The 12,938-nt window shown below is 59.8% G+C and carries 12 protein-coding genes; 6 read left to right on the top strand and 6 right to left on the bottom strand.

Going from position 1 to position 12,938, the window contains the following annotated elements:
- The first annotated feature begins 4 nt into the window (after positions 1–4).
- The 3 genes from AC0J1C_RS01155 to AC0J1C_RS01145 all read left to right on the top strand — a co-directional run bounded on the left by AC0J1C_RS01155 (position 5) and on the right by AC0J1C_RS01145 (position 2,635).
- Positions 5–667 (top strand): zf-HC2 domain-containing protein, encoded by a 663-nt coding sequence (locus AC0J1C_RS01155; RefSeq protein ID WP_473045243.1) that lies wholly within the window; start codon positions 5–7, stop codon positions 665–667.
- Positions 664–1,116: a hypothetical protein gene (locus AC0J1C_RS01150; protein ID WP_473045242.1), complete on the top strand. Its 453-nt coding sequence runs from the start codon at positions 664–666 to the stop codon at positions 1,114–1,116. The genes AC0J1C_RS01155 and AC0J1C_RS01150 overlap by 4 nt, the downstream gene beginning before the upstream one ends.
- Positions 1,117–1,339: 223 nt before the next feature.
- Positions 1,340–2,635, top strand: coding sequence for a hypothetical protein (locus AC0J1C_RS01145; protein WP_473045241.1), 1,296 nt, complete (start codon positions 1,340–1,342; stop codon positions 2,633–2,635).
- A gap of 18 nt (positions 2,636–2,653) precedes the next feature.
- On the opposite strand, the gene oadA is transcribed toward AC0J1C_RS01145, so the two are convergent.
- The 5 genes from oadA to AC0J1C_RS01120 form a co-directional block, all read right to left on the bottom strand.
- On the bottom strand, positions 2,654–4,453 hold the full coding sequence (oadA, locus tag AC0J1C_RS01140; protein WP_473045240.1) for a sodium-extruding oxaloacetate decarboxylase subunit alpha: 1,800 nt from the start codon (positions 4,451–4,453) through the stop codon (positions 2,654–2,656).
- Positions 4,454–4,474: 21 nt separating this feature from the next.
- The gene (locus tag AC0J1C_RS01135) at positions 4,475–5,896 is read right to left on the bottom strand and encodes an acetyl-CoA carboxylase biotin carboxylase subunit (protein ID WP_473045238.1); all 1,422 of its coding nucleotides are present in this window, start codon (positions 5,894–5,896) and stop codon (positions 4,475–4,477) included.
- A gap of 81 nt (positions 5,897–5,977) precedes the next feature.
- A complete protein-coding gene (locus AC0J1C_RS01130; protein WP_473045237.1) occupies positions 5,978–6,289 on the bottom strand; it encodes a hypothetical protein in 312 nt (103 codons plus the stop codon).
- A 143-nt stretch (positions 6,290–6,432) separates the two neighbouring features.
- Positions 6,433–7,032, bottom strand: coding sequence for a CBS domain-containing protein (locus AC0J1C_RS01125; RefSeq protein ID WP_473045236.1), 600 nt, complete (start codon positions 7,030–7,032; stop codon positions 6,433–6,435).
- A 71-nt stretch (positions 7,033–7,103) separates the two neighbouring features.
- Positions 7,104–7,430 (bottom strand): hypothetical protein, encoded by a 327-nt coding sequence (locus AC0J1C_RS01120; protein ID WP_473045235.1) that lies wholly within the window; start codon positions 7,428–7,430, stop codon positions 7,104–7,106.
- A gap of 457 nt (positions 7,431–7,887) precedes the next feature.
- Here AC0J1C_RS01120 and AC0J1C_RS01115 point away from each other — a divergent pair, with 457 nt between their 5' ends.
- The 3 genes from AC0J1C_RS01115 (at position 7,888) to AC0J1C_RS01105 (ending at position 11,374) form a co-directional block, all read left to right on the top strand.
- A complete protein-coding gene (locus AC0J1C_RS01115) occupies positions 7,888–8,907 on the top strand; it encodes a methyl-accepting chemotaxis protein (RefSeq protein ID WP_473045234.1) in 1,020 nt (339 codons plus the stop codon).
- A 212-nt stretch (positions 8,908–9,119) separates the two neighbouring features.
- Complete coding sequence (locus tag AC0J1C_RS01110; RefSeq protein ID WP_473045233.1) at positions 9,120–10,694, top strand: methyl-accepting chemotaxis protein; 1,575 nt, start codon at positions 9,120–9,122, stop codon at positions 10,692–10,694.
- A gap of 86 nt (positions 10,695–10,780) precedes the next feature.
- A complete protein-coding gene (locus tag AC0J1C_RS01105) occupies positions 10,781–11,374 on the top strand; it encodes a hypothetical protein (RefSeq protein WP_473045232.1) in 594 nt (197 codons plus the stop codon).
- An 81-nt stretch (positions 11,375–11,455) separates the two neighbouring features.
- On the opposite strand, the gene AC0J1C_RS01100 is transcribed toward AC0J1C_RS01105, so the two are convergent.
- Positions 11,456–12,853 carry a sodium-dependent transporter gene (locus tag AC0J1C_RS01100; protein WP_473045230.1) on the bottom strand — a complete coding sequence of 466 codons (1,398 nt, stop codon included), beginning with the start codon at positions 12,851–12,853 and terminating at the stop codon, positions 11,456–11,458.
- Between the last annotated feature and the right edge of the window lie 85 nt (positions 12,854–12,938).

Genomic DNA, 12,938 nt, shown 5'->3' with positions numbered 1-12,938 from the left:
GACAATGAACTGCAGCGAATTCAGACAAAACGTGGATGCCCTGGCGACCGGAGAACTTCCGGAGATCGCCGATCGCGCCATGCGTGAGCACGCCGCGGGCTGCAAGGATTGTTCTGCAACGCTCGCAACGGCCACCTTTATTGCCCGGGAAATCGCCCGGGATCATGCCCCGGAGCCGGACCCTGATTTTGAGTCCCGTATTCTTGGCCGTGCCCTGGCTGACAGCGCCAACAACCAGCCCAGGCGCTGGTCCACGCCCTTGTGGAGTGGCGCCGTGGCGGCAGCGCTGGTGGTCGGCGTGTTCCTGGGCGGGCAATGGAATCAATCTCCGGAACCACAGCCCGCTGTCGTGGCGGAATCGGTGGTGTCTCCGGCTCAGCCCGGCGAGGGCCAGCAAAAGGTGGTCCGGCTGGCCTTCACGTCCACGGAAGCTGTTGAGAATGTCACCCTGACGCTGGAACTGCCACCGAACATGGAGCTGACACCGTTCCCCGGAAGGCATCGGGTGAGCTGGAAAGTCAGCCTCAAGCCCGGCGACAACCTTCTGGCTCTGCCGGTGAACATTCTGTTCCCCGGCGAAGGCAGCCTGGTAGCCCACCTTGGTGAAGGCGACAAGAGAAAAACCTTCAGAACTGACATTGGCAAGTTAACGGAGCCATCGTCATGACACGCACTAGCAATCACAGAATACGGTGGATGGCCGCCCTGCTGTTGGGGTGCCTGAGCCTGTCGTTCCAGGCCGCGGCGGAGACGGATTACGACGTCACCATGCGCATGGTGGAAGACGAAGAGGCGCTGGATTCGTCCTTCGTGCAGGAGATGCAGATTCCCGAGTCGATCAACGAGCTGGAATACGACGCGCCGCTGGAGCCGCTCGATTCAACCGACATTGCCAATGACGCGAGGGAGAGTTTCGACAATCTGTCCTCCCAGGCGAGAGAAACCCGGGATGCCCTGGATTCCGAACTCCCCGGAGAAGAAATCCTGGACAACCCCCTCGATGGCATAACGGACCCGGATCTGTCGGATCCGGATCTGACCGATCCGCTACCCGACACCGGGCTGGATCTTGTCGACGATCCGGAATCCACCATCAATGACACCCTGAACCAGTAACCACCAACGACGGGCTCTGCCAGCAAGGTTCCGGACGAAAAACTGATGAATACGATTTCAGCTTTTTGCTCCTGAGGAACGTTATTGGATGAATTCCACCGTCAGTCTGGGTTAAGCTCCCCCTGTAATGCAGGTTCGGGCGCGTTTTTTTGCGTCTGCGGATTGTTCGGCTCTCAGGGGATCGCGTTTGCTGTCTCGATCGCTCCTTCTATTTGTCCCGTTGGTGGCATTTGTCCTGTTGGTGGGTACCAGCCTCAATGGCATGGCTGGCGAACACTCTGAGGAACGCTATCGACAGGACTTCAAGGCGGGCATCGCAGCCTTCCGGAACAACAATCTCGAGGAAGCCCGGCAGCGCCTGGAGTCCGCCGCCACCGGACTGGAATCCCGTGCGCTTACCTACAACCTGGGCGTACTCTATTACCGGCTCAAAGAATTCGATCTGGCCGAGCAGCAGTTTCGCAAACTGCTTGATACCGCGCAGCGCGCCCTCGCCTTTTATAATCTCGGCCTGATTGCCCTGGCCCGTGAAGACCAGACCGCGGCGAGGGAAGCCTTCCACAGCGCCGCAAGCGAAACCACCGAAGAAAACCTCGCCAGGCTGGCCCGGGCCAAACTGCGAGAGCTTAAGGCTCCTCTGCCTGCCCGGGACTGGCAGGCGCTCGCGTCCATTGCCGCCGGTTATGAGAACAACATTGGCCTGTTCCCGGATTCGGCACCCAGCGCCATCGACGGCAGCTTCACAGAAACCATCGCCGCACTGTCCGGCACGCCGCTGGAAGAGGGCAAGGATGCCCTGAAAACAACGCTTCAGCTCTATGGCCGGGATTACATGGGCAACGACCGCTTCAATGCGCACCTGGTGAGGGGGCTGGCAGCCTGGCAACGGACCCTGGAGGGGAGCCGGTTCGAACTGGGTCTGGGGGCGGATCAGGTGTGGCTCGGCAACCGCAGCCGGGAACAGCGGGCCCGGCTTGCCGGAAAATGGACTACGAGAGGCTGCGCCCTGGGGTCGGAGAGCGCCCTGTGCAGTCTGGCGCTGAACGCCGAGCAGGTGTTCGCCGCACCCCGGTATAACGCCTACGACGGCCAGCATTACCAGGCGGAGGCCCGCTACCGGGCCCGACAGGGCAAGTGGCTGGGCCAGGCGCAGTACCGCCTCGAATACGACGATCGGGAAAACTTCGATACCGGCCGGGAGTTTTTCAGTGTTTCTCCCATCGCGCACACCCTGAAGCTGGGCCTGGATTATGCGCTGACACCGTCGTTCGATCTCGGCGCTTCCGTCGGTTACCGGTTCAGCCACTACCGAAGCGCCCACCGGTTACTGGTGCCCGAGGGGCTGCTCTCCATACAACGACAGGACAACCGCGTGCAGGTGGCCCTGGAAGGAGAATATCAGGCCACTGAGCGGGTTTCGGTGCTGCTCAAGCTGCAGTCTACGGACAACAACAGCAACATTGCCCGCTACGACTACAATCGGCAAACCGCCACGCTGGGCGTGGCGGTCCGGCTTTGATAGCCGGTAGCCAATCGGTTACTCGATCTCGACCAGCACCTCGCCCGGCACCACCCGGTCACCCTTCTTGATGGCAACGCTGGCCACGGTTCCGGCAATGGTGGCTTTCACCTCCGTCTCCATCTTCATGGCCTCGATGATCAGAACAGGATCGCCTGCCTGAACCTGATCGCCCTCACTGACCAGCACATCCACGATGTTACCGGGCATGCTCGTGGTCACGTGCCCTTCCTTGGTCGCGGTGGCACGCCCCCCACTGGAGCGCGCACCGGCACCGTCTTCGCCCAGGGAAGCCAGGTGGATCTCCTCGGGCACGCCGTCCACGGTCATATAGAAGCGGCGCTCGTTCTCCCCGGTCGGGTTGGCACCGGTCACATGGATGTCGTAACTCTCGCCATGCACGGTGATCTTGAACTTGGTCGACACGCCGCCTCCCGAGGAGCCGGTGGGGATGGGCTCCAGCGGCTCGGGCTGGAGGGTCCCGTCGCGGCGCTGTTCCAGATAGGTCTTCGCCTGGTCCGGGAACATGGCGTAGGTGAGCACATCTTCCTCACTGGTCGCCAGGTCACCGACCTGCTTGCGCAGCTCGTCCAGCTCCCGGGGAATCAGGTTGGCAGGGCGCTCTTCAATCAGGTCCTCCTTGCCCACGGCCCGCTGCTGGAGCGCTGTGTCGACGTCTGCGGGCGCCTTGCCGTACCAGCCCTGAAGGTATTTCTTGACCTCATTGGTAATGGACTCGTAGCGCTTGCCCGCCAGCACGTTGATCACCGCCTGGGTACCGACAATCTGTGAGGTCGGCGTGACCAGCGGCGGGTAGCCCAGATCCTTGCGCACCCGGGGTATCTCCTCGAACACCTCCTGGATGCGATCCAGTGCCCCCTGCTCCTTCAGCTGGTTGGCCAGGTTGGACATCATGCCGCCCGGCACCTGGGACAGCAGCACGGAAGTATCCACGCCGTTGTAAGCGCTCTCGAACTGATGGTATTTCTTGCGCACTTCCCGGAAATAGCGGGTGGCTTCGTCCAGCAGTTCCAGATTAAGACCGGTTTCCAGGCCGGCATCGTGCAACGCCGCCACCAGGGATTCCGTGGGCGGATGGCTGGTGCCGCCGGCAAACGCCGACAGGGCGGTGTCTATGTGGTCCACGCCCGCTTCCATGGCGGCCCACTGGCACATGGGGGCCATGCCGGACGTAGCATGGGAATGCAGGAAAACAGGCAGATCCAGGGTCTTCTTGAGCTTGCTGACCAGCTCGGCGGTCACGGCCGGGGTCAACAGGCCTGCCATATCCTTTATGGCAATACTGTCGGCGCCCATCTCGGCCATGGTCTTGGCCTGCTCGAGGTAAGCGTCGGTGGTGTGTACCGGGCTGACGGTGTAGCAGATGGTGCCCTGGGCGTGTTTGCCGGCTTTTTTCACCGCCTTGATGCTGGTTTCCAGGTTGCGCACGTCGTTGAGCGCATCAAAGATGCGGAACACGTCCATGCCGTTCTCGGCCGCCTTGGCCACGAAGGCTTCCACCACGTCGTCGCCGTAGTGACGGTAACCCAGCAGGTTCTGGCCCCGCAGCAGCATCTGCAGACGGGTGTTGGGCAGGGCCTGGCGAAGAGTGCGCAGGCGCTCCCAGGGGTCTTCCTTCAGGAAGCGCACGCAGGCATCAAAGGTAGCCCCGCCCCAGCACTCCAGGGACCAGTAGCCCGCCTGGTCCAGCCATTCGCAGGCCGGCAGCATGTCCTCGGTCCGCAGGCGGGTAGCGATCAGGGATTGATGGGCGTCCCTGAGAATAACGTCGGTAATGTGGATCTTGCGCTTGGTCATTGGGATGTCTCCGATGTTCTTTTACAGGCCCGCCTGGGCTGCGATGGCGGCAGCGATGGCTGTGGCGATGGATTCAGGGCGGGTCTTGGTGCTGTACTCGAGCAGCTGCGGATTGCGCTCCACAAAGCCGGTATTGAAGTTCGCGGCCTGGAAATCCGGATGCTCGAGAATCTGCTTGTAGTAGGGAATGGTGGTCTGCACGCCGTAAATGCCCATGTCGCCAAGGGCGCGGCGGGACCGGGCAATCAGCTCCTCCCAGTCCATGGCCCAGACAATCAGCTTCGCGCACATGGAGTCGTAATAAGGCGGAATCTCGTAGCCGGTGTACATGTTGGCGTCGGTGCGCACACCGGGACCACCCGCGGAGTAATACCGGCTGATGCGTCCGAAGCTGGGCAGAAAGCCATTCTTCGGGTCTTCCGCGTTGATGCGGAACTGCGCCGCGAAACCGCGGTAGGAGATGTCTTCCTGTCTGATTCCCAGCGGTTCTCCGGCAGCGATGCGAATCTGGGCCTTGATGATATCCACGCCCGTGATTTCCTCGGTGATGGTGTGCTCCACCTGCACCCGGGTGTTCATTTCCATGAAGTAGAAGCTGCCATCGTGATCCAGCAGAAACTCCACGGTGCCAGCGTTCACATACCCGCACTGCCTGGCCACGCGTTTGGCAAGATCGCCAATGTACTCGCGCTGGCTTTCCTCAAGCTGGGGTGACGGCGCCAGTTCGATCAGTTTCTGGTTCCGGCGCTGGATGGAGCAGTCCCGTTCATAGAGGTGAACCACATTGCCGTGAGTGTCGGCGAGGATCTGAACCTCAATGTGCCGGGGCTCGATGATGCACTTTTCGAGGAACACCTCGGCGCTGCCGAAGGCTTTGGTGGCCTCGGAGATCACCCGCTCGTAATTCTGCCGCAGCTCCTTTTCGTTATCGCAGCGCCGGATACCCCGGCCGCCACCGCCGGAGGTGGCCTTCAGCATCACCGGGTAGCCAATGTCCGCCGCCTGGGCCACGGCATCCTCGACGTTCTCAAGGTTGCCCTCGGAACCGGGGGTCACAGGCACACCCGCCGCCACCGCCGTCTGCCGGGCCTGGGTCTTGTCGCCCATGGACGAAATGGCGCTGGCCGACGGCCCCACGAAGGTGATGCCCCGTTGCTCGCAAATGGCCGCAAGCTCGGCATTCTCGGACAGGAAACCGTAACCGGGATGCAGGGCATCGCAGCCGGTTTCCACCGCCATGTTTACAATGTGGTGGGGGTTCAGGTACCCGGACAGCGGGTCCTTGCTGATCTGATAGGCCTCGTCGGCTTTCTTGACGTGCAGTGAATACTCGTCAGCCTCGGAATGAATGGCGACCGAGCGTATGCCCAGTTCGCTGCAGGCCCGGGCAATTCTGACCGCAATCTCTCCGCGATTGGCGATCAGCAGCTTCCGTATAGCCATGGATGATCCTCCAGGTGATGGAAGTCGTGGTATTGAAAGGGGTGATTGTGCCTCAGCTTGCGCCGTAGGCGTGGTCGGTAATCAGGACCGGGGCGGCGCCTGGGGCAACACCGGAAAACTGGCGCTGGACACCGGCCCACGATAGCCGCCAAGGGGCATGGGGTCCGACGTCTTCGCGCCGGCGGAACGTGGCAGAACGCTGCACCTGGGAGCACCGCCCTCCAGGCCGCCATCGCCCAGGGCATCCGACACAACCAGACCGCTACTCGGGTCGGCCGTCAGGGATGTCAGGGACAGTTCGGCGGATTGGGCGGGTAAACACACCAGACCAGTGGCCAGAATCAGAATGAGTCCAAAGACACGACTCCGGCAATTCGGGTGGGCGTCCTGCATGGGCGTCCTTCAGGGGTGACGAAAGTCGTACGTAGTTTTACGTGGTTAGCTCATCGATTCAATACGTCTTTTTAGGACAGATAGATCGATTTTTTCGATGTTGAATCACTCCGGCACACTTGGTGCCGGAGTAACCTTCGACGTCAGAAGCCGCCGTTCACCACATGGACAATTTCATAGAACTTGGTCGCTCGATGCTCCAGATCGATGGTCAGGTCCAGTCTCTGCAATAGCTCACGGGCCGAAACCAGGCCCCGGAGATAGGAACGGGACGGCTGTTGCCTGTCGTCATCCAGCACCAGCAGGAACTCCTCATGAACTTCCCGGAAGGTGTTGACCAGATCGCCGACCGTGGCCACTCGCAGGTCCCGGTAGTGAATCGCGGGCAAGGCGCTCACCGGGCGCATAATGTCACGCACCCGAAGATCCTTCAGGGCCACTCCCTGCCGGTGCGCAAGGCTCATGGGCTTTTCGCCGCTGACATCTTCAATGGCAAGAATCCCAAGGCAGTCACCGGCCTGGTTTTCGACAATCTTGAAGGAAGTGTCGGCGAGCTTCAGCCAGAGCCTGGCCTCGGAGACGGACATATCGGAGTTGAGCACAGAGCGTTTCTGCTCGGCAAAATCATTGAGCAAATGGACGGCGGAATCCTCGCTGCCAATCTGTGACAGGGGTTTGGCAGTCGGAAGGGCGCCCGTGCGGGCCAGTTCCTGCACAGGCAATGCGTTGAATGCAGTGTTCATGGAAAACCTCGTGATTCTGAATGTGGGTGGGATCCTCTGCGAACGCGCAGAGCAATCCGGTAATGTCGGAATCAGACGAGGTGGGGCGGTGCCTGGGGCAGCAGCGGGTAGCTCAGTAACCTCAGCGGTGGCTGGATAAAACCCAGGCTCGAGGAATAGAACGCCCGGAACTCACCCGCGGGAAAGCGCAGAAGCGACGAGGCCGAAGCCGGCGTATCAGGCGAAGACGAATCACCGGATTCGCCAACAAACACCAGAACTGGCGAGTGATGTTCATCAAGCTGTGGATCGAGGGCCGCGTGTGAAGGGCTGCTCAAAAACACCACGAGCAAGCCCGAGAACAGCATCACCAGGAGACTGATCTTGAGGGTGCGACCGTTGATGAACCAGCTCGGCATAGGAAAATCTGCGGTTAGTTTCCAAACGACTTGTCACCTATCAACATATAGGGTTTCCAGGCCAATGCAAGGTCAGGAAGAGATTAAATCGGAGTAAGTCCGCCCTAAGACGGACCGGCACCCACCATTACTGGCCCAACCCCATGGCCGTTTACGAGCAGGCAACAAAAGAATCCTGGCACACCACTTTTGCTTATTGGCTTATTAGCGTTTACAACAATGAACGACCCATAAAAGTAATAAGAGCAAGTTTAAAAGGCACTCTTTTATGTGCCCGAAAAACACACTGGCATGCAAATAAGTGCAACCAAAGAAAAAATCGCACCACCTTTAAATTCAACCGATTAGACACATCTAAATACGCCCTCTACCGTCCTTGAGTAGCGCTGAAAAAATAACGCCCCGCAGACCATTCGCCAGTGGTTCTAAATAACTAAAAAACCGGACGGTAGAGAGCATGACGCAGTTCCTGTTAAACGCATCGGTTAAAACCAAACTTTTATCCGCCTTCGCACTTATTCTTCTCCTGTTAATCACCAGTTCCATTATTTCCTACTCAGCTGTGAATGAGCTTTTCGAGAAAAATGATCAGACCCGCGCGGTCTCCAGGCTCAACAATCTGGTTGACCAGGCCCGGCTGAACGAGAAGAACTTCTTTCTCCGTAACGATCCCAGGTACGCGGAAAGCACCCTGAGCACCATCGAGGAGGCCATCGAGCTTGCCGAATACGAGCGTGGTGTTCTTCAAACACCGGAAGAAAAAGAGGCCATGGCAATCATCGCCAAGGATCTGACCGAGTATCGCGAAGCGTTCGAACGAATGGTGTCACAGCAGGCCGACCCCGTGGATGCTTCGTCACGGGAGAGCACCACCACGACAATGGCGCAGGACGAGGCCAGGGTGATTGAACTGGCGCGGGACGCCCGTGCTCAGGCCGATGCCGCCCTGGCCTTGGGGCGCGCCCAGACGGAGCAGACCCGGGACACAACCACGCTGATTCTGCTGGTGACCGGGATCATTGCCGTGATTGTGGGGAGTGCCTCGGCACTGCTGATCACCCGCTCCATTGTCCGCCCGCTGGATCAGCTCTCGGAGCATGCCGCCCGGGTTGCCGACGGCGACCTGACCCAGAACCTGCACGCCAACCGCAAGGACGATCTGGGCCGTCTGATGGAGGCCATGCAGGTAATGACCGAAAACCTCCGGCATATGGTGCGTGAGGTCACCGACGGCATTGCCCAGGTTGCCAGCTCTGCCGAGGAGCTGTCGGCCGTCACCGAGCAAAGCAGCGCCGGCGCAACCCAACAGCGGGACCAGACCGACCAGGTGGCCACCGCCATGAACCAGATGACCGCCACCATCCAGGACGTGGCCCGCAACGCCGAGGAAGCCGGCAACGCCGAACCGGTCGAGGCGTCCACACCATCGGCGCCGCCAGCGCCGCATCTCTCCGGACCAGAAGAAACGCCTAACTGATCATCGCTCTGGCCCCTCCTCGGCCATCCGCTCCCGCCATCACGAAAGAATACCGATGCTACCATGCGCACCCACCCTGACACCGAAATTTGCAATCCGGCCCAATCTATTCTTCATTTCCTACTCAAGCCTGATCAAACGCAGCCGATAAAAGATTCATAAAAAGTGCCGATTCCGGCGCATCCAATAGATTCCTTTTCAAGGAAACCAACATGTCGTTAGCCAACACCATGAACAATATTTCCGTCGGCAAGAAGTTGGCCGGAGGCTTTGCCGCGCTGGTTGTACTCGCCCTCGTGATCGCCGCGCTCAGCATTCAAACCCTGAGCCAGTATAACGAGCGCTCGCTGATTGTTGCCGCAGCGAGCAGGGTTGAGGCCAATCTCCTTAACGCCCGGATCGAGGAGATTCTGTTTCTGCTTCGTAAACAGCCCGAGAAAATCAGCCAGTCCAAGGAACTGGCGCAGAAAGCCAGCGACATTGCGGCGCCCCTGAAAGACGTTCTTGTGGTACCGGCAGACGATGAGCGCATTGACCGTATAGTTGCCGGCGTGCGGAAGTTCAATTCGCTTCTGGACCGCCTGGTGGCTTCCATGGATGGCCAGCCCGATCAGTTGAGCCGGATTGAGAACGACATCCGGACCACTGCCATCGAGATCGTCGAGATTGCCAATGAGCTACGCAGGATCCAGGTTGAGCGGATGGAAGAGCAGTACCAGACGGCCGTCACCACCCTGATCGTGATCACAGCCATCGCGGTACTGCTGGCGATTTTCATTGCCTGGTCCATGACCCGTGCCATCCTGAAACCGGTAACCGAATCGGTGGAAATCGCCAACAAGGTTGCCTCCGGTGATCTCACGGTTGAAGTCCGCAGCAATCGAGGCGACGAGTTCGGTCAGCTGCTTTCGGCCTTCGGGACCATGGTGACCAGCCTGCGGGAGCTGATCCGCGAAATCGACACCGGTGCCAGCAGCATTGCCTCCTCATCCGAGGAACTGTCCACCGTGACCAACCAGACCAGCAAAGGTGTGGCGGAGCAGCAGACCCAGACCGACCAGGTGGCCACGGCCATGAACGAGATGGTGGCCACCGTGAATGACGTGGCGAAAAGTGCCGAGGCGGCGTTCCAGGCCGCCAATCATGCCAGTGAGAAATCCGGCAGCGGCGAGAAGGCGGTGAAGGAAACCCTGGAATTCGTCACCGAGCTCAACAAACAGAGCAGCAACGTGATGAAGCAGCTGAACAGCCTGCAAGCTGAAACCCAGAACATCGGCACTGTTCTGGACGTCATCAAGTCGGTAGCCGAGCAGACCAATCTGCTGGCCTTGAACGCCGCCATCGAAGCGGCACGGGCCGGCGAGCAAGGGCGCGGCTTTGCCGTGGTGGCAGACGAGGTGCGTTCACTGGCCCAGCGCACCCAGAGCTCCGCGACGGAAATCGACACCCTGATCAGCAATCTGGTGAGCAGTGCCGAGACCTCGGTCAACAGCATGGAAACCGGTAACAAGCTGTCCCAGCAGACGCTTGAGCGAGCGGAGCTGGCCGGCAATACCATTCGGGAAATGGCCGAAGCGGTTGAGGAAATCCGGCAGTACAACAGCCAGATCGCCACGGCGGCAGAGCAGCAGAGCTCCGTGGCCGAGGACATCAACCAGAACATCACCCAGATTCGTGATGTGGGTGATCAGTCCGCCGCCTCCACCGAGCAGGTATCGGCCGCCAGTGATGAACTGGCCAGGCTGGCCGAGGGACTCAGCAACCAGATCGCCCGCTTCCGCGTCTGAAGTTGATTGCCAAGGTCACGGTGCAACGCTAATCTCGTGGGACTTCCGGACAAAGGAACCGGAAGTCCACACAAGGAGATCAGCCGATGCGTCACCTGCAATCAAAATCAGCTCCGTTGTTCAAGAGTTTCGTTGTCTCGACCCTGCTGTTCCTGCTCCCGCTGCTGCCGGCGCTAAGCCAGGCCGACACCCTCTCCGACCAGCGAGTCGCCTCGTTTATTGACAGCGTCAGGGCTGCAGAAAGGCTGGCGCCGGAATTCGAGGAGCTGGACCGTCAGATGGAAAACCAGAGCGACGGCACCATGCCCGACTTCTCCCGGATCGTGTCCGAGTCTGTAGAACAGATGAAGGGTCACGAAGCCTACGACCGCCTGGAAGATGTGGTGCAGGACCACGGCTTCGACAACCTGGAGGAATGGGGTAGCACGGGTGACCGGGTATTCCAGGCCTGGATGGCCATCGAAATGGCAGAGCAGAACCCGACCGCCAGGAGAGAGATGGAGGCGGCCATGGCGGAGATGGAGAACAGCCCGCATATGACCGCGGAACAGAAAGCCCAGATGCGCGCCATGATGGAAGGTGCCATGGGCGCGATGCAGAGCGCCAGCAACGCACCGGAAGCCGATATTGAGGCTGTACGCCCCCATCTGGAAGCACTCAGGCAGTTAGGCGAGGAATAACACCTGCTCCCTGAAAAACACAAAGCCCGGCAAGTCACCTTGCCGGGCTTTTTCATACACGCCTTCTGGCAATATCCGTGGCTATGCCATCAGGTTGTAGACAAATACGATGGCCACGGCAATAGGCGTGACAAACCGGATCAGGTTATACCACAGGGTAAAGGCGCCGCCCTGTAAGGCGAGATCGGTTTTCAGAGACTCCTTCGCCACAAACCAGCCCACAAAGACCGCGGTCAGCAGTCCGGACAGCGGCAGCAGGACGTTGGCCGTGAAGAAATCGAGCAGATCGAAGATGGTCTTGCCCTCGAAGCGTTCGAACATGGCCAGCGGAGCGATGTCTGACCAGAGGTTCAGCGACAGGATTGAGGCAATGCCCAGGGCCCAGCACAGCACGCCCACAAGGACAGCACTTCCGGTTCGGGCCATGCTGGTTTTTTCCTCAACCCACTCCACCACCGGCTCCAGCAGGGAGATGCCCGACGTCCAGGCGGCGAACAGCAGCAGAATAAAGAACAGGGTGCCGAACAGCGACCCCATCGGCATGTTCCCAAACGCCAGGGGCAGAGTCTGGAAGATCAGCCCGGGGCCGGCCCCGGCTTCGAGGCCGTTGGCGAACACCACCGGGAAGATGGCAAGACCCGCCAGCAGGGCGACGACGGTATCCATGATGGCCACGCTGACAGCAGTTCGACCAATAGAAATATCGCGCCCAAGGTAGGAGCCGTAGGCCATCATGATGGCCATACCCAGGCTCAGGGTGAAGAAGGCATGGCCCAGGGCAATCAGGACACCGTTGATGGACAGCGCCCCGAAATTGGGCGTGAACAGGAAGCTGACCGCTTCTCCGAAGTGTCCGGTGGTCATGGCATAGCCCACCGCCACCAGCAGGAGAATAAACAGGGCCGGCATCAGGATGGTGACTGCCCGCTCAAGACCGCCTTTCAGACCACGGGAAACGACCAGAATCACCAGTGCCATGAACACGGTGTGCCACAGCAACAGCTGGCCCGGACTGGCCAGCAGACCACCGAACAGCTCGCCAATGGAGTCGGCGGTACCGCCAGTAAAATCGCCCATGGCGGCGTGCCCGACGTAAGAGGCAGCCCAGCCACCAATCACAGAATAGAACGACAGAATCACGAAGGCCGCAATCATGCCGATAATCGCGGATACTCGCCAGGCGGGCGCACTCAGGTTGCGCTCGGCCACCAGGCGCATGCTGGTAATGGGGTTGTGGCGGCCGTTCCGACCAATGAATACCTCTGCCATCATGATGGGAATACCGATCACCGCGATACACAGCAGGTAAACCAAAACAAAGGCGCCACCGCCGTTCTCACCGGTTACATAGGGAAATTTCCAGATGTTACCGAGACCGACGGCCGAACCGGTGGCCGCCAGAATAAACGCCAATCTGGAAGACCAGAGACCGCGAGCGGCCCCGTTTCCGTTACCCGAAACCGAGTTGGACTGAGTCATGTTGTGTTCCTGTGCTTTTGGCTGAGGAATGGACATTCACAAAAAGCGAGCGCCACGGACCTGCCGTGGCGATTGGGGCGGGATT

The sequence above is a fragment of the Marinobacter sp. E2 genome (genome assembly GCF_055755345.1).
The sequence above is the reverse complement of the archived record's forward strand: the minus strand, read 5'-3'. Positions and strand labels throughout refer to the sequence as shown.